This is a genomic window from Janibacter cremeus (assembly GCF_013409205.1).
Taxonomy (GTDB): Bacteria; Actinomycetota; Actinomycetes; order Actinomycetales; family Dermatophilaceae; genus Janibacter; species Janibacter cremeus.
In genome coordinates this window covers 515,267-532,065 of the sequence record NZ_JACCAE010000001.1, presented here as the reverse complement: position 1 = coordinate 532,065, position 16,799 = coordinate 515,267, and the positions used below count along the sequence as shown (strand labels likewise).

Here is a 16,799-nt window from a genome sequence, read left to right as displayed (position 1 = left end):
GCTCAGCGCGCCTGCGAGTGGTACTCGTGGTTGGGCGCCATGCCCAGCGCGCTGGAGACGCGGTTGGTCATGTTGAACATCCCGACGACCTGGACCGCCTCGAGGATCTCGTGCTCGTCCATGCCGGCCGCGCGCATCGGCTCCAGATCGCTCTCGTCGACCGATCCGGGTGCCCGCGTGAGCAGCTCGGCGTACTCGGCCATCGCCTGCTGGCGCTCGTCCAGCTCGGCCTGGCGCCAGTTGACCGCGACGAGGTCGGAGGTCACGGGGTCGCCGGAGTACTCGCGCAGGGCGGCCCCGTGGGAGACGGCGCAGTAGGTGCACCGGTTGATCCCGCTGACGACGACGGCGATGAGCTCGCGCTCGGCGTTGGTCAGGTGGCCCTCCTTGTTGACCAGGAGGTTGAAGTACTTCCACCACGCCTCGAACTGCGCACCGTTGAGGGCCTGCGCGCGGAAGACGTTGGGGATGAAGCCGAAGGCCTCCCGGGACTTCTCCCACAGTCGCTGGACGCCCTCGGGGACGTCCTCGACGCCCGGGACGCGGAGGAAGGAGATCGGACGCTGCTGTTCACTCATGACGGCAACCTACTCCGGCTTGTGGGCGATGATCGCGATCCCGCGCAGGTGGGCGCGGTGGGCGCGGAAGGTGGCCCGCATCGCCAGTACGCGTCTGCGCGCGTCGCGCTGCCGCAGGAGGTTGACAGCGAAGCGCAGGGCGCCCGTGAGCCCCTCGTCGGCGATGATGCGCTTGGGGTCCAGCAGCGCCATGGGAACGGTCTCGACGTGGTCGACGACAAGGCCGTGGTCCGCGAGCAGCGCGCGCCACTCCTGGGTGGTCAGCGGACGCGCGTTGACCCGGATCGAGCGGGCGAGTGACTGTCGGATGTCGGTCTTGACGTCCTCTCCGACGCTGTCGGGGGTCAACGACAGCTCGTGGATCGCGTACCGACCACCCGGGCGGAGCAGGCGTGCGGCCTCGGCGACGATGGCCCCCTTGGCCTTCTCGCCCTGCATCGTGAGCATGGCCTCGCCGATGACGACGTCAGCGCTGGCGCTGGGCAGTCCGGTCTCGGAGGCGTCGGCAACCGTGACGGTTCCGATCCCAGCGATGGCTCGCTCGGTGTTGGCGGCGGCATCGGGGTCCGCGTCGACTCCTCGGTAGCTGCGCGGACCGAGGGCGGCGATCTCGGTCGCGGTGCGACCCATGCCCGGGGCGAGCTCGACGACCTCGGCTTCCGGGATCCCGCTGCGCTGCAACAGGGACCGGGTCAGCTCGAGACCGCCCGGACGCAGGACGCGCTTGCCCAGGCGGGCGAGCAGCCAGTGCCCGTGGACGGTGTCATCATCACGGTGGGCTGCGGGGACGGGAATGCGGGGCATGTCGATCTCCTCCGGACGGGGCTGTCCGGCAATTATTACACCCTTGATAGTGAAAAATATCTGCTGGTCACTACGCTGGTCCTGAACCCACCCACTGAAGGAGATGTCATGAAGTCGCTGTCACTGACCGAGCTGGCGCAGGAGCACCTGACGAAGGCCCGGGCCAGCAGTGCCGGCCGCAGCGCCATCACCGTCCACGGCCGCCACGACTACGTCATGCGCCAGACGCTCGTCGCGCTGATCGAGGGCGAGACGCTCGCTCCCCACGACAGCCCGCAGGAGGCGACGCTGCACGTCATCTTCGGCAGGGTGCGCCTGGACACCGGCGAGGAGACCTGGGAGGGCGGTGTCGGCGAGCTGCTCGTCATCCCGCCGCAGCGCCATGACCTGCTCGCGCTGGAGGACTCCGCAGTGCTGCTCAGTGTCGGTACCGGCAGCAACACCTGAGGATGGGCACCACTGGCTCGACCGCGGTGACTCCCGGCCCGGTGATGGTCGCCCTGGGCGGCGTCGCCGTCGTGCTCGGCGGCCTCGTCGCGGCCGTCACCGGTCCTGCCGGATGGGCGAAGGGGAGCTGGGCCGCGGCCTACCTCGTGCTCGTGGTGGGCGTGGCCCAGTACGTCATGGGACGGATGCGCCCGGGGGACGCACGTCCCGACCGGGCCGGATGGGCACAGCTCGCCGGATGGAACCTCGGCAGCTTCCTGGTCGTCGGTGGCACCCTCGCCGCGACGCCGTTGCTCGTCGACCTGGGGTCGGTGCTGCTCGTCGTCGCGCTCGTGCTCGCGCTGCTCGCCGCGCTGCCCGGCAGGAGCGGCCTCGTCGGCCACGCCTACCTGGCGATGCTGCTCGTGCTGGCCGTGAGCATCCCGGTGGGCATCGTGCTCTCCCACCTGCGCAACTGAGCGGTCAGAGCCCGAGCAGACGAGCAGCGTTGTCGTGCAGCACTCCTCGCGTCCAGTCGTCCCCGAGCCCGAGTCCGATGACGGCATCGATCGCCGTCAGGTACGGGTAGGGGATGTTGGGGAAGTCGCTGCCGAAGACCACTCGATCGCCCAGGGCTGCGAGGTCGTCGAGCCGCTCCTTCGGGAACGGCATCATCTCCTCGGTAAAGGCCGTGAACGCCATCGTCGTGTCGAGGTGCACCCGGGGGTAGCGCGCGCAGAGATCCAGGAAGGGCCCGTACTCCGGCATCCCCATGTGGGCGATGACGAGCACGAGGTCCGGGTACCGCTCGAGCACCTGCTGGATCCGCTGAGGCCCCGTGAAGGTCCCCGGCGCCGGGCCGCTGCCGGCGTGCAGGACGACCGGGATCCCGGACTCCTCGAGCGCGGCCCACACCCCGTCCAGGTGCGCGTCGAGAGGATCGAAGTCGCCGACCTGCACGTGTGCCTTGAAGATCACTGCGCCGTCCTCGATCGCGGCACGCACGTAGTCAGCGGCCCCCGGCTCGGGGTGGAAGGTCGCCGAGTGCAGGACGTCCGGGTGGGCTGCGGCGAACTGCGCGGACCACGCGTTGAGGAAGGTCGCCATGCCCGGCTTGTGCGGGTAGTTCAGCGACGGGAAGGCACGCACGCCGAAGGAGCGCAGCGTCGCCACGCGATCCTCCTCGCTGGTGCGGTAGGTGATCGGCCACGGGCGGCCCAGGAGCGGCCCTGCCGAGTCGAAGTACGCCCACACCTTGGCCAGCACGCGCTGGGGCATGAAGTGGGTGTGCACGTCGATCATGCCGGGCAGGCGAAGGGAGTCCAGCCGGGCCCTGATCTGCGCGGCCTCGTCGGCCGGGGGCGCGTTCGTCGTCGGGGCGTCCATGACGCCACCCTAGGATGCAGCCCTCGCCCCCGACCGGCAGGAGGAAAGATGTCGCTGCCCGAGCTGACCGCTCCGGTCTCGCTCACCCGCACGGACGGCCGGCTCAACCCGCATGCCGTCGGCTGGGCCCGCCGACCGCTCGTCGACACCGCCGGCATCGGCCCCGGCCGTGGGCGAAACAAGCGGTGGGAGTACTGGGGGATCGTCACCGACACCCACCTCGTCGGCGTGACCGTCTCCTCGATCGACTTCGCTGCCGTGCACGAGGTGTGGGTCCACGAGATCGCCTCCGGCCGGGAGTGGCACCGCTCCGCGACGCTCGTGCCGGCCCGTGGGGCGAACCTCCCGGCCAGCCTCGGCGAGGGGCCCGTGCAGGGTCGTGCCCGCGGACTCGCAGTCGACATCGACGAGGTCGAGGGCGCCACGCGCCTGCGCGCCCGGATCGAGGGAGCGGTCATCGACGTCCTCGCCGTGCTGCCACCCGGCCACGAGCGTCTGGCCGTCGTCGTGCCGTGGAGCGCGACCCGGTTCCAGTACACGGTCAAGGACGTCGCCCGCCCCGCGACCGGCACGCTCACCCTCGACGGCCGCACCCACGTGCTGCCCGAGGGGAGCAGCTGGGCCGTCCTGGATCACGGCCGGGGTCGGTGGCCGCACGACATCCGGTGGAACTGGGGCGCCGGGTCCGGCACCACGCAGGGACGCACCATCGGTGTCCAGGTCGGTGGACAGTGGACGCAGGGGACCGGCTCGACGGAGAACGCCGTCGTCATCGACGGGCGCCTGCACCACATCCCGGTCGAGCTGGACTTCGACTACGGCATCGCCCGCTGGCGCCAGCCGTGGCGGATCACCGGCGGCGGGCTCGATGCGACCTTCACCCCCTTCCACCTCAAGGCGACGCACACCGACCTCGGTCTGCTGGCCGCGCACACCGACCAGTGCTTCGGGCGCTGGTCTGGCACCTTCACCGACGAAGGGGGCAGGGTCACCCCCTTCGTCGACCTCACCGGGTGGTGCGAGGAGGTCCACAACCGCTGGTGACGGCTGGCGGACCGGGACGGGCCCGCAGGTGCCCGGCTAGTAATGTGCGCCGTGGGCCGACTGGCCGAGGCAACCCGGGAGAACCAACACTGATGAGCGAGACGCCGTACCGCTACACCGCCGAGATGGCCGGTCGGATCGAGGTCGACTGGCAGGACCGGTGGGAGGAGCAGGGCACCTTCCGCGCGCCCAACCCCGCCGGCCCGTGGGCCGAGCCGGAGCGGGTGGCCGAGCACGACGGGCACATGCTCGTCCTCGACATGTTCCCCTACCCCTCGGGAGCCGGACTGCACGTCGGCCACCCGTTGGGTTACATCGCCACCGACGTCTACTCGCGCTTCCAACGGATGCTCGGCAAGAACGTCCTGCACTGCCTGGGCTACGACGCCTTCGGCCTGCCCGCGGAGCAGTTCGCCGTACAGACCGGCCAGCACCCGCGCAAGACCACCGAGGACAACATGGTGGTGATGAAGCGCCAGCTGCGCCGGCTGGGGCTGGGTCACGACGACCGGCGCGCCTTCGCCACGATCGACCCGGACTACTACAAGTGGACGCAGTGGATCTTCCTGCAGATCCACAACGCCTGGTACGACCCGGATGCGGTGCGCCCGGACGGCGGCACCGGCCGTGCCCGGCCGATCGACGAGCTGGTCGCCTCCTTCGCCTCCGGTCAGCGGCCCCTGCCGAAGGGGGAGACCCGCACCTGGTCGCAGCTCTCGGGCCCCGAGCGGGCCGAGATCCTCGACGAGTACCGCCTCGCCTACACCAGCCACGCCCCGGTCAACTGGGCCCCCGGCCTGGGCACGGTGCTGGCCAACGAGGAGGTCACCTCCGACGGGCGCTCCGAGCGCGGCAACTACCCGGTCTTCAAGGCCGACCTGCGCCAGTGGATGATGCGCATCACCTCCTACGCCGACCGCCTCGCCGACGACCTGGACCGGGTCGACTGGCCGGAGAAGGTCAAGGCCATGCAGCGCAACTGGATCGGCCGCAGCGAGGGCGCTGCGGTGACCTTCCCCGCGACGGGCGCAGACGGCAGCGAGCACGGCATCGAGGTCTTCACCACGCGCCCGGACACCCTCTTCGGCGCGACCTTCATGGTGCTTGCCCCGGAGCACCCGCTCGTGGACTCGCTCGTGCCGCAGGGCGGCTGGCCCGAGGGGACGAAGGACGCCTGGACCGGCGGGGCGCAGACCCCCTTCGCCGCCGTGAGTGCCTACCGGGACGCGGCCGGACGCAAGAGCGAGGTCGAGCGCCAGATCGACACCAAGGACAAGACCGGTGTCTTCACCGGTGGCTGGGCGACCAACCCGGTCACCGGCGCCCGGATCCCGGTCTTCGTCGCCGACTACGTCCTGATGGGTTACGGCACCGGCGCGATCATGGCGGTGCCCTCGGGTGACCAGCGCGACTTCGAGTACGCGAGCGCCTTCGACCTGCCGATCGTGCACACCGTGCAGCCGCCCCAGGGGCACGAGGGTGCCTGGACCGGCGACGGCACGATCATCAACTCCACCGCCGAGGGCATCTCCCTGGACGGGATGGGCGTCGAGGAGGGCAAGGCGCGGATCACCGCCTGGCTGCAGGAGCAGGGCCTGGGCGAGGGCAGCGTCAACTACAAGCTGCGCGACTGGCTCTTCTCCCGCCAGCGCTACTGGGGCGAACCCTTCCCGATCGTCTTCGACGAGGAGGGCGTCGCGCACGCCCTGCCCGAGTCGATGCTGCCGGTCGAGCTGCCCGAGGTGGAGCACTACAGTCCGCGCACCTTCGAGCCGGACGATGCGAGCAGCGAGCCCGAGCCGCCGCTGGGTCGGGCGACCGAGTGGGTCGAGGTCGAGCTGGACCTCGGCGACGGGGTGAAGAAGTACCGCCGCGAGACCAACACCATGCCCAACTGGGCCGGCTCGTGCTGGTACTACCTGCGCTACCTCGACCCGGCGAACGACCAGGCCCTCGTCGACCCGGACAACGAGGCCTACTGGGTCGGTCCGCGGCCCGAGGCCGTGGCCGGCGCCCCCGCCGGGACCCGCGACCCGGGCGGCGTCGACCTGTACATCGGTGGCGTCGAGCACGCCGTGCTGCACCTGCTCTACGCCCGCTTCTGGCACAAGGTGCTCTACGACCTCGGTCACGTCACGAGCGAGGAGCCCTTCCGCAAGTACTTCTCGCAGGGCTACATCCAGGCCCACGCCTACCGCGACGACCGCGGCCAGCCGGTGCCCGCCTCCGAGGTGGAGGAGCACGCGGGCGCGGACGGCGAGACGACCTACTCGTGGCAGGGGCAGAGCGTCACCCAGGAGTACGGCAAGATCGGCAAGTCGCTGAAGAACGCGGTCAGCCCGGACGAGATGTACGAGCAGTTCGGTGCCGACACCTTCCGCGTCTACGAGATGTCGCTCGGCCCGCTGGAGCAGTCCAAGCCGTGGGAGACCCGCGCGGTCGTCGGCAGCCAGCGGTTCCTGCAGCGTCTGTGGCGCAACGTCGTCGACGAGGCGAGCGGCGAGGTGCACGTCACCGACGACGCCCTCGACGCCGACACCGAGCGGCTGCTGCACCGGGTGATCGCCGCCGTACGCGAGGACTACGACTCGCTCGGCTTCAACACCGCCATCGCGCGGCTGATCGAGCTGAACAACGCACTGACCAAGCTCGACTCCGTCCCGCGGGCGGGCATCGAGCCGCTGGTGCTCATGGTCGCTCCCGTGGCGCCGCACTTGGCGGAGGAGCTGTGGGCGCGCCTGGGGCACGAGGAGTCGCTGGCCTTCGCGCCCTTCCCGCTCGCCGATGAGTCGAAGATGGTCGAGTCGAGCGTCACCTGCATCATCCAGATCAAGGGCAAGGTGCGTGACCGCGTCGAGGTTGCCGCTGACATCAGCGAGGCCGACCTCGAGGCCCTGGCGCTCGAGAGGGAGAAGGTCAAGGCGGCGACCGAGGCGGGCATCCGCAAGGTCATCGTCCGTGCGCCCAAGCTGGTCAACATCGTCCCGGCCTGACCCGCGACGCGGGCGTGCCGGCTTCGCGTCCTACTGCTTGCGGCGCCTGACGGGGTGCTCCGAGAGGACGGACACGCGGTTGTAGGCGTTCATCGTCACGGCGGCCCACTCGACGGCGGTGAAGGCCTCGTCCCCGAGGGTGTCGTGCGCGGAGCGCAGCGCCGCCCGTCGCGAGTCGACGTTCGGGAGGGTGGTGGTCACCTCCGCGACCTGGAGCACGGCGCACTCGACGACGTCGAAGAGGGAGGACTCCTGCCACGCCGGCAGTTGCGCGAGGCGCTGGGTGGTGGCCCCGGCCTCCTGCGCCATCCGGGTGTGCATGTCCAGGCAGAACGAGCAGCCGTTGAGCTGCGAGATGCGGATGTTCATCAACTCGAGCGTCTGGCGCTCCAGCCCGGCCGCCTCCGCGGCGGCCGAGACCTCGAGGGCGAGGGCGTTGAGGGCCTTCCAGATCGTGGGGTCGGACTTGTCGAGGAAGGGCAGGTGCTGGTTCGTTGACATGCCCGCAGGTTAGCCGTACCGGTCCGCGAGGGTCAGACCTCGATACGCTCGGTACGTGAACATCGCCGTCGTCACCGACTCCACCGCGTCGCTGACCCAGGACCACCGCGACCAGCACGGGATCGCCGTCATCCCCTTGCACGTGGTCATCGACGGCGTCGACCGCCCCGAGGGCGAGGGCGCCGACACCCAGTGGGTCGAGGACGCGCTGCGCGCCAAGGCGGACATCAGCACCTCCCGGCCGACTCCGGCGACCTTCCTGCAGGCATACCAGCAGGCGGCGAAGGGGGGTGCCGAGGCGATCATCTCGGTGCACCTGAGTGGGCTCCTGTCGGGCACGGTCGACTCGGCCCGCTCGGCGGCACCGGAGTCCCCGGTGCCGGTGCACGTGGTCGACTCACGGCTGATCGGGATGGGCCTGGGCTTCGCGGCGATCGGCGCCGCGCGTGACGCCCGGGCCGGCCGTGACGTCGAGGACGTCGTCGAGCGGCTGGAGCGCCGTTGCGCGGCATCGTCCGTGCGGCTGGTCGTGCACAGCCTCGACCGGCTGCGGCGCGGTGGCCGCATCGGTGGCGCGCGGGCGCTGCTCGGGTCCGCACTGGCGATGAAGCCCCTGCTGCACGTGGTCGACGGGGAGGTCCAACCGTTGGAGCGGGTGCGGACCGCGGGCAAGGCGATCGCCCGGCTGCAGGCCCTGACCGAGGCCGAGTGCGCCCAGCTGCCCGACTGGGCCGACGGCGTCGATGTGGCCGTCCACCACATCGACGCGGCCGAGCGGGCCGAGCTGCTGTCCCAGAACCTGGCGGAGCACATCGACGGTGACGTCGACCTGGCGGCGATCAGCGCGGTCGTGGCCGCACACGTCGGTCTGGGCCTCGTCGGCGTCGCCGTCAGCCCGCGCCCCCGCGACTGACCGCACCCCGCTGGTTGAGGTGTGAGAGCGGTGGGTGCGGCCCTTCGCGCCCCGCTGGTTGAGGTGTGAAAGCCGCCTGCGGCTTGAACCTCGAAACCACCGCGACTGATCCACAGCCGGACCCGGTGGGGGCATGGGTCCACAGCCTGACGAAAGGCCGGCCGAGCCGGCCCGTGCCTGCCTAGCGTCACGGTCATGAGCCCACGTGCCAGCGAACCCTCCGCCCGGGTCGCCGAGATCCTCGACGACGACGAGCCCGCGGTGCTCGAGCTGCCCTCGACCGTGGCGACGGGCCGCTACTCGGTCAGTCGCCGGGCGATCGTCGGCGTCGCCCTCCTTGTCGCGCTGGCGGTGGCCGTGCTCGGTGGTCGCTACCTCATGGCGCGGGACGACGCAGAGCCCGAGCCGGTCGCGGCGGTGGCCGGCGAGGGGGACGACAGCGCCTTCGACGGTGCCGACAGCCAAGCCGAGGGCGCCGGATCAGCACCAGACAGCGCGCCGGAGGGAGGCGGTACGGCCGGAGAACCGTCAGCCGCGCCGGACGTCACCGTCCACGTCGTCGGCGAGGTCGAGAGCCCGGGGATCGTCTCCCTGCCCGGGGGCTCGCGCGTGGTGGATGCCTTGGCGGACGCGGGCGGCGAGACCGGCGAGGCCGACCTGAGGGGCATCAACCTCGCCCGCGAGCTCGTCGACGGGGAGCAGGTCGTCGTGCCCAAGCCGGGGGAGACCCCGCTTGCAGCGGCGCCCCCGGCCGGTGGCGTCGGTGGTCCGGGTGGTGCTGCCTCGCCCGATGCCCCGGTCAACCTCAACACCGCCGACCTGGCCACATTGGAGACGCTGTCGGGCGTCGGCCCGGTCCTGGCGCAACGGATCATGGACTGGCGCCTGGAGCATGGGAAGTTCGTCGCCGTCGAGGAGCTCGGCGAGGTCAGCGGCATCGGCGAGAAGACCTACGAGCAGCTCGCCCCGAAGGTCACCGTGTGACTCCCGCCCGACAGGTGCTCGACCTGCGGCTGTTGCTGCCGTGCCTGACCGCGTGGGCGGTGGGGGCATGGGCACTGTCCTGGCCGGGGGCCCTGCGGGCGAAGGGGGCTGCTGCCGCCGTCGTGTTCCTGATCGGCCTCGTGGTGGCCGGGGTGCGATACCGCGGCCGGCACGCTCGGCCGTCCTGGCGGCGCGACGGTCCCGGCGTGCTCGCGCTCACCCTCGTCGCGATGGTGCTCGTGCTCGGTACCTCGGCCGCGCACGAGTGGCGACGACAGCTCGGGCCCGTCCACGAGCTCGCCGAGCGGGGGGCGATGGTGCGGGCCCAAGGGGTGGTCCTGACCGAGCCCAGGGTCCGCGCGGGTCGGTCCGCGGGAGAGGACGGGGGTGACGCCCCGCAGCAGGCCTTCCTGCGGGTCCGCCTGACGAGCGTCACCTCGCGGGCGGAGAGGACGCAGGTCCACGCGCCGGTCTTCATCCGGGGCGACGCCGCGTGGACCGAAGTCGGCTGGCACGACCGGATCGAGCTGACCGGCAAGCTCTCACCGGCCGATCCCGCGGACCCGGAGGTCGCGCAGCTCAGCCCGCGCGGCCCGCCCGTGCCGGTGGGGGAGCGCTCCACGGTCCGCGCGGGAGCCGAGCACCTGCGCACCGGGATGCGCGAGGCGGTCGACCCGCTGCCGGCCGATGCGCGTGCGCTGCTGCCCGCCCTGGTCATCGGTGACACCTCGATGACCCCGCAGCCGCTGACCGACGACATGCTCGTCACCGGGATGAGCCACCTGTCGGCGGTGAGCGGGTCCAACGTCGCCGTCGTCCTCGCGGCACTCGTCGGCGCCTGCCGGCTGGGCGGGCTGCCACGACGGTGGCGACCCTGGGTGGCCGGCGCCGGGCTGGCGTTCTTCGTCGTCCTGGCCCGACCGGAGCCCAGTGTCATCCGGGCCGCGACGATGGGGGCGATCGGCCTGCTGGGGATGAGCACGTCCCGCCGCGGGGCAGGCACGCCGGTGCTGTGCACGGCGGTGCTCGTGCTGCTCGCGATCGACCCGTGGCTCGCGCGCTCGTACGGGTTCGTGCTGTCGACGCTGGCAACCCTGGGGCTGCTGCTCTTCGTCCGGCCGTGGTCGGCGGCGATCAATGCGCACCTGCCCCGCCAGCTGCACCTGGTCGGTCCCGCGGTCGCGATCCCGCTGGCGGCCCAGCTCGTCTGCGGCCCGGTCATCGTCCTGCTCCAGGGCAATGTCAGTCTCATCGCCGTCGCCGCCAACCTCGTCGCCGCTCCCTTCGTCGCACCGGCCACCGTCCTGGGCGTGAGCGCCGCACTCGTCGCGGTCGTGAGCACGAGCGTGGCGACGCTCGTCGGGTGGGTGGGGACCCCCTTCGCCCTGGCCATCGCGTGGACCGCCCGGGTGTCCGCGGATGTGCCCGGCGGGACCCTGCCGTGGCCGGACGGTGCCACCGGCGCGGTGCTGCTCGCCGTCCTGACGGCCCTGGGGATCCTCGCGGGACCGTGGCTGCTGCACCGCGCCCGGGCGAGCCCGCTCGTCGCGCTCGGGGTCCTCGTCGTGCTCACCGCCGGGGCGGTGCCCTCCCGCAGCCTCGGCTGGCCGCCCCCGGGGTGGCGGGCCGTCGCCTGTGATGTCGGCCAGGGCGACGGGCTGGTCCTCGCCTCGGGCCCGGGCCGCGCGGTGCTCGTCGACGTCGGACCGGCGGACGGGGGCATCGATGGGTGCCTGACCCGGCTCGGGGTGCGCACCCTCGATGCCGTCGTGCTCACGCACTTCCACGAGGACCACGTCGGCGGCCTCGAGGCGGCGGTCGATGGACGTGCGGTCGGGTCGATCCTCGTCACGCCGGTGGCCGAGCCGGAGTGGGCGGCTCGGCAGGTCCACGAGATCGCGAGGGAGCACGACGTGCCGGTGCGATCGGTAGTGGCTGGCGACCGGTTCGAGCTCGGTGGGGTGAGCGCGAGCGCGTGGTGGCCGGCGCGGCCGATCGCCGGCGGGTCACAGGCCAACAACGCCAGCGTCGTGCTGCACGTGCGCACCGGGGACATCGACGCGTTGCTGCTGGGTGATGTCGAACGCGAGGCCGGCCACGCCCTGCTGCTCGCCCTGCGTCGTGACCCGGCGATGGCAGCGGCTGCCGACGAGCTCGAGGTGCTGAAGATGCCCCACCACGGGTCGAGCAACTTCGAGGAGGCCTTCCTGGACGAGGTTGCTGCACCGGTGGCCCTGATCAGCGTCGGTGCCGACAACGACTACGGACATCCCACGCCGTCCGCGCTGACCTGGGCCACGCGACATGCCTCCCGGGTCCTGCGCACCGACACCGATGGTGACATCGCCGTCCTCGACGGGCCACGGGTCGTCACGTCGCACTGACCGGGCGGGCAACGGGTACGGGCCGCCGGTTCGGGGGTCCCGATCCGACGGCCCGTGTCATGCCCTGACCCGGTCAGATGGCGTACTGCCTCAGCTCTGGTCCTGACGGCGACGGGCCACGACGACCACCCCGGCTCCGGCGCCGGCGAGCAGGAGTCCACCGAGGGCGAGCCCGGCGGTGTTGTCTCCCCCGGAGCCGCTGAAGCCGTCCGTCTGGACGACAGCCGGTAGCTGCGGCGTGGTCCCGCTGTCCACAGGCTCCACGGGGTCCACGCACTCTTCGCCTGCCGGGACCGCCTGCTGGACGAGGACTTCCTCGTCGAAGGCGTCCTTGGTGGTCACCGTCGCATAGGTGGCCGGGACCTCGACGTCATCCTCCGTCCATGCCTGCTCGTCGATCACCGTGCGGGTGGGCAGCGGGCCCTCGAAGGGCAGGGTCCATCCCTCAGGCTGCTCGCCCTCCCGGAACCAGCCGATCTGGGTCGTCCCCTCAGCGGTGTGACTGTATTCGTACTCCTCGTGCGTCACGGCGGGGTGGTGCTCACCCGGGGTGGTCACTTCCCGGGTCTCATCAGTGGGGTCCCAGCCATCAGGGGCCTGACCGTCCTGAAACCACTCGAAGGTCTCGGTGTACTCGGGCTGCCACAGCCTCCACTGGTATTCGACGTAGAAGGTCTCAGGGATCGCCTCGTGCTCGATGGTCTCGGTCCACGCCGGAGTATCGACGACAGTCCGGGAGGTATTGAATACGCGCTCGTAGCCATCCGGGACCTCGGCATCCTCGGCGAACCACAGGTACTCGTAGCGTGTGTACTCCCACTCGATCACGCCATCGTGCTCCGCGTACGCGCCGGTGCGTTCCAGCCCGACGGGGATCTTCTCGCCCTCTGCGAACCAGTCCGTGTAGGTCCGGGTGCGGTACTGGTGCTCCTGGTGGGTCTGCGCTGGATGGTCCACGGTCTCCGTCCACGCAGCCTGACCGTCACCGTTGCTGATCTGCCGGAAGTTGTGGGCCTCCCAGTCACCCGGACCGGGGGGATTCTGCGACCAGACGTCCCTCGAGTCCCAGGATCCGCCGTCCTCGACCAGCATGACGTACTTGCGCTCGACGTAGGTGGTGTCCGGGTCGTCGTAGGCTTCTTGGTCCGTGACGGTCCGCTGCTCACCTGTCGGTGTGTAGCCCTCGGTGGGCTCCTGCCCCTCCCGGACCCACTCGGTGGTTGTCTCCCCGGGCGTGTAGATGCCGTACTCGAGCTCCACGTGCGTCACGGCAGGGTGGTGCTCTCCCTCAACCGTGTGCGCCGGGGTGTCCACCACCCGCTCGGTCTTGGCGTCGTGGTGGACGGTTTTGTAGATCGCATCCCGGGCGGGGCTGCCGCAGTCTGCAGCCAGTGCAGATCCAGGTGCCATCGCGACGGTCAGAGCGACGGATCCGGTGATGAACCCGGCCCTCTTCAGTGTTCCCATGTCGTGCCTGCTCTCGTGTCCTGCATCGGTCCGTCGTGGATCCGCTGTGCGTTCCCCCGACGAATCGTGTGCGGTAACTGTGAATTGCCTGAGAGGGAGCATGGCACACATCACATCGCGTGTGGCGAGTAGTAGTGCGGATAGGAGTCCGCCTGGAGGAAGGAGGCGCTGCCCCTGCTCGTCAGTGTGCGACGGCACCCGCGGAGGCGAGGAGCGCCTCGAGGGTGGCGGCGACGGCCGGCACCTTGAGCAGGTCTTCGGTCGTGACCGCATGGATCCGGCGGTAGCTCGTCGGGTCGAGCGGCCGGATGGCCACGTCAGGGTTGGAGGTCGCGTCCCGGATGAGGTCGGGGATGAGGGCGACCCCGAGGCCGGCTGCGACGAACCCCTGGACCGCGACGTAGTCCTCGGTCTCGAAGGCGACCTTCGGCGCGAAGCCGGCGTTGTTGGCGATCTGCAGCAGGTGCCCGCGACAGCGGGGACATCCGGCGATCCAGTCCTCGTCGGTCAGGTCGGTCATCGAGACGACGTCCTGCTCGGCAAGGCCATGGTCGCGGGGGAGGGCGACGCGCACCTCCTCCTCGAGCAAGGGGTGCACGGCGAAGCCCTCGAGGTCCTCACCCCGGGCGATGTCGCTGCCGTCGTAGGAGAAGGCGACCGCGAGGTCGACCTCGCCGGAGCGCAGTGCGGCGATCGACTCGGGTGGCTCGGCCTCGGCGAACTGCACCGACAGGTCCGGGTACTGCCGGCGTACGGCGGCCAACGCGCGGGGGACGAGCGTGACCGACGAGGACGGGAAGGCCATCAGGCGTACCCGGCCGGAGCGCAGCCCGGCGATCGCGGCGACCTCCTCCTCGGCTGCGTCGAGCGCAGCGAGCACGGGCGCAGCGTGGCGGGCGAGGACGTTGCCGGCCTCGGTCAGGCGCACGGAGCGTCCGACCTTCTCGACCAGCACGGTGCCCGTGCGCTGCTCCAGCCGCTTGACCATCTGGGACACGGCCGGTTGCGAGTAGCCGAGGGCGAGGGCGGCGGCGGTGAAGCTACCCTCCTCGGCGATGGCGCGCATCACGCGTAGCCCTGCGGCGTCGATCATGCCGCCATGCTAAGCCGTGGGGAGTGGATGGACCGCCCGGGCTCGTCGCATACTGGGTGGGTGATCGAGGACATCGCCCGCGTGCTGTCGGCGGGACCGGCACTGGTACTCACGGGCGCCGGCATGTCCACCGACTCCGGCATCCCCGACTACCGCGGCCCGGACGGCCAGCGGAAGGTCACGCCGATGCACCTGACGGAGTTCGTCGGCAGCAGCGAGGCGCGGCGGCGCTACTGGGCGCGCAGCTTCGTCGGCTGGCGTCGCTTCCACGCGGCACGGCCCAATGCGTCGCACCACTTCGTCAGCGACCTGCAACGGCTCGATGCCGTGGGGCCGGTGATCACGCAGAACGTCGATGGCCTGCACCAGGCCGCCGGCACCCGTGACGTCGTCGAGCTGCACGGCAATCTCGTCGAGGTCGTCTGCCTGACCTGTCACGCCCGGGTGGGGCGTCCCGTCCTCGACGAGCGGATGGCTGCGGAGAATCCCGGCTTCGATGTCGACAGCGACGAGATCCGCCCGGATGGTGACGTGCGGCTCGACGCCGTGGACGTCGAGCGCTTCAGGACCCCGATCTGTACCTCCTGCGGGCAGGACACCCTCAAGCCGGACGTCGTCTTCTTCGGGGGAGCGGTGGACAAGCCGACGGTCCAGCACTGCTTCGACCTGACCGATGCCGCGCCGAGCCTGCTCGTGCTCGGCAGCTCGTTGCAGGTGATGTCCGGCCTGCGCTTCGTGCGCCGGGCCGCCAAGCGTGGCATCCCGGTTGCGCTGATCACCCGGGGGCCGAGCCGTGGTGACGACCTCGTCGACCACCGCGTCGACGGGGAGCTGGCCGACTCCCTTCGCGCGCTGACGCAGTCGCTGGATCGGGTGAGCGCGAGCGCCTGAGGAGAGTCTCAGCGAAGGGCGGTCTTGATGATCGCTGGGTCGGGGTTGGTGCGGACCGTCTCGCCGACCCGCACGGTGGGGACGGTTTCGTTGCCGTTGTTGACCGAGCGGACGAAGGCCGCCGCATCCTCGTCCGCCCAGATGCTGATCCAAGTTGCCCGGTCCTTGTCCTTGCCGAGAGCGCCGCGCAGGCGCATGCAGTACACGCAGCCCGGGCGCCAGTAGATGACGACGGGGAAGTCATCCGGCCGTGACTCGACCTCGGTGTGCCGCGGCCCACCCCGACCGTTGAGTGGGGAGAACCACCACGCGACGACGAGGGCGCCGACGCACAGCACGAAGTTGGATGAGTTGTCGCTGCGGACCCCTTGGATGGCCAGGGCGACGCCCGCGAGCAGCAGTACCAGTGCGGACGTCCATCTACCCATGCCGCCCATTGTCCCTCAGAGGCTGCGCAGGACTGCGGTCACCTTGCCGAGGATGGTCGCGTGGTCGCCGTCGATCGGGTCGAAGGCAGGGTTGTGGGGGAGCAGCCAGACATGACCGTCCGTGCGCTTGAAGGTCTTGACCGTGGCCTCGTTGTCGAGCATCGCCGCGACGATGTCGCCGTTGTCGGCCTGCGGCTGCTGGCGCACGACGACCCAGTCGCCGTCGCAGATGGCCGCGTCGACCATCGAGTCGCCGACGACCTTGAGCAGGAAGAGGGATCCCTCGCCGACAACCTGCTTCGGCAGCGGGAAGACGTCGTCGACGAGCTCCTCGGCGGTGATCGGCACACCGGCGGCGATCTCGCCCAGGACCGGCACGTAGCTGGCCTCGGGGCGCTCGTCGCCGGAGCCGGTGACGTCGACGACGTCGTCGTCGGCGGTGGCGCCACCGCGCATGCCACCGAAGTCCGCGGTGTCGGCGATGACGGCATCGGCGTCCGCGTCGGGGGAGATGACCTCGATCGCGCGGGGGCGGTTGGGGTCGCGGCGCAGGTAGCCCTTGCGCTCCAGGGAGGAGAGCTGGTGGGCGACCGAGCTCGGGCTGGTCAGGCCGACGAGCTGCCCGATCTCACGCAGGCTCGGCGGGTAGCCCCGGGTCGCGACGGCGGTGCGGATGACCTCGAGCACCTTGCGCTGGCGGGCGGTCAGGCTCTCGCCGTTGTCCCGCTCCGGGAGGTGACGCACGGTGCTGTCGCTGCCGTCCGCGTCCTTGCTCGTGCCCTTGCTCATCTCGACCCTTCCGTCCGTGTCACCAGCGTTGTCGGTGGTCGCTGGTCAACTTCTCGGTAGTGAAGACAGTAGGACGATCGAACAGGTATTTCAAACATGTGTTCGAGCGTGTTGTTGA

The 16,799-nt window shown here is 70.9% G+C and carries 16 protein-coding genes; 8 read left to right on the top strand and 8 right to left on the bottom strand.

The window, feature by feature from the left end; translation table 11 throughout:
- Nucleotides 1–2 precede the first annotated feature (2 nt).
- Nucleotides 3–578: a peroxidase-related enzyme gene (locus BJY20_RS02390; RefSeq protein ID WP_185990063.1), complete on the bottom strand. Its 576-nt coding sequence runs from the start codon at nt 576–578 to the stop codon at nt 3–5.
- Between the two features lie 9 nt (nt 579–587).
- Complete coding sequence (locus BJY20_RS02385; RefSeq protein ID WP_185990062.1) at nt 588–1,382, bottom strand: class I SAM-dependent methyltransferase; 795 nt, start codon at nt 1,380–1,382, stop codon at nt 588–590.
- Between the two features lie 108 nt (nt 1,383–1,490).
- Here BJY20_RS02385 and BJY20_RS02380 point away from each other — a divergent pair, with 108 nt between their 5' ends.
- Together BJY20_RS02380 and BJY20_RS02375 are read left to right on the top strand one after the other, a co-directional pair.
- Complete coding sequence (locus tag BJY20_RS02380; RefSeq protein ID WP_185990061.1) at nt 1,491–1,829, top strand: cupin domain-containing protein; 339 nt, start codon at nt 1,491–1,493, stop codon at nt 1,827–1,829.
- A gap of 2 nt (nt 1,830–1,831) precedes the next feature.
- Nucleotides 1,832–2,287, top strand: coding sequence for a hypothetical protein (locus tag BJY20_RS02375; RefSeq protein ID WP_185990060.1), 456 nt, complete (start codon nt 1,832–1,834; stop codon nt 2,285–2,287).
- Between the two features lie 4 nt (nt 2,288–2,291).
- Here the strand turns inward: BJY20_RS02375 and BJY20_RS02370 are convergent, their stop codons facing one another.
- Entirely contained in the window at nt 2,292–3,194 is a 903-nt protein-coding gene (locus tag BJY20_RS02370) for an amidohydrolase family protein (protein WP_185990059.1), read from the bottom strand.
- Between the two features lie 48 nt (nt 3,195–3,242).
- On the opposite strand from BJY20_RS02370, the gene BJY20_RS02365 reads away from it, so the two are divergent.
- Complete coding sequence (locus tag BJY20_RS02365) at nt 3,243–4,238, top strand: DUF2804 domain-containing protein (protein WP_185990058.1); 996 nt, start codon at nt 3,243–3,245, stop codon at nt 4,236–4,238.
- Between the two features lie 92 nt (nt 4,239–4,330).
- Complete coding sequence (leuS, locus tag BJY20_RS02360; protein ID WP_185990057.1) at nt 4,331–7,231, top strand: leucine--tRNA ligase; 2,901 nt, start codon at nt 4,331–4,333, stop codon at nt 7,229–7,231.
- A gap of 30 nt (nt 7,232–7,261) precedes the next feature.
- Here leuS and BJY20_RS02355 read toward each other — a convergent pair whose 3' ends face one another.
- Complete coding sequence (locus BJY20_RS02355; protein WP_185990056.1) at nt 7,262–7,732, bottom strand: carboxymuconolactone decarboxylase family protein; 471 nt, start codon at nt 7,730–7,732, stop codon at nt 7,262–7,264.
- Between the two features lie 55 nt (nt 7,733–7,787).
- Between BJY20_RS02355 and BJY20_RS02350 the strand changes: the two genes are divergently transcribed.
- The 3 genes from BJY20_RS02350 to BJY20_RS02340 all read left to right on the top strand — a co-directional run bounded on the left by BJY20_RS02350 (nt 7,788) and on the right by BJY20_RS02340 (nt 12,013).
- Nucleotides 7,788–8,645, top strand: a complete 858-nt coding sequence (locus BJY20_RS02350) for a DegV family protein (protein ID WP_185990055.1) — start codon at nt 7,788–7,790, stop codon at nt 8,643–8,645.
- 195 nt (nt 8,646–8,840) lie between these two features.
- Nucleotides 8,841–9,629 carry a helix-hairpin-helix domain-containing protein gene (locus tag BJY20_RS02345; RefSeq protein WP_246297087.1) on the top strand — a complete coding sequence of 263 codons (789 nt, stop codon included), beginning with the start codon at nt 8,841–8,843 and terminating at the stop codon, nt 9,627–9,629.
- Nucleotides 9,626–12,013 (top strand): ComEC/Rec2 family competence protein, encoded by a 2,388-nt coding sequence (locus BJY20_RS02340; RefSeq protein WP_185990054.1) that lies wholly within the window; start codon nt 9,626–9,628, stop codon nt 12,011–12,013. Before BJY20_RS02345 ends, BJY20_RS02340 begins: the two co-directional genes overlap by 4 nt.
- A 90-nt stretch (nt 12,014–12,103) precedes the next feature.
- On the opposite strand, the gene BJY20_RS02335 is transcribed toward BJY20_RS02340, so the two are convergent.
- Both BJY20_RS02335 and BJY20_RS02330 read right to left on the bottom strand, forming a co-directional pair.
- Nucleotides 12,104–13,480: a hypothetical protein gene (locus tag BJY20_RS02335; protein ID WP_185990053.1), complete on the bottom strand. Its 1,377-nt coding sequence runs from the start codon at nt 13,478–13,480 to the stop codon at nt 12,104–12,106.
- 181 nt (nt 13,481–13,661) lie between these two features.
- Nucleotides 13,662–14,573: a LysR family transcriptional regulator gene (locus tag BJY20_RS02330; protein ID WP_185990052.1), complete on the bottom strand. Its 912-nt coding sequence runs from the start codon at nt 14,571–14,573 to the stop codon at nt 13,662–13,664.
- 60 nt (nt 14,574–14,633) lie between these two features.
- Here BJY20_RS02330 and BJY20_RS02325 point away from each other — a divergent pair, with 60 nt between their 5' ends.
- Nucleotides 14,634–15,464 carry a Sir2 family NAD-dependent protein deacetylase gene (locus BJY20_RS02325; RefSeq protein WP_343062744.1) on the top strand — a complete coding sequence of 277 codons (831 nt, stop codon included), beginning with the start codon at nt 14,634–14,636 and terminating at the stop codon, nt 15,462–15,464.
- A gap of 8 nt (nt 15,465–15,472) precedes the next feature.
- Here the strand turns inward: BJY20_RS02325 and BJY20_RS02320 are convergent, their stop codons facing one another.
- Together BJY20_RS02320 and lexA are read right to left on the bottom strand one after the other, a co-directional pair.
- A complete protein-coding gene (locus tag BJY20_RS02320) occupies nt 15,473–15,892 on the bottom strand; it encodes a glutaredoxin domain-containing protein (RefSeq protein WP_185990051.1) in 420 nt (139 codons plus the stop codon).
- 15 nt (nt 15,893–15,907) lie between these two features.
- On the bottom strand, nt 15,908–16,681 hold the full coding sequence (gene lexA, locus BJY20_RS02315) for a transcriptional repressor LexA (protein ID WP_185990050.1): 774 nt from the start codon (nt 16,679–16,681) through the stop codon (nt 15,908–15,910).
- Nucleotides 16,682–16,799: the final 118 nt, after the last annotated feature.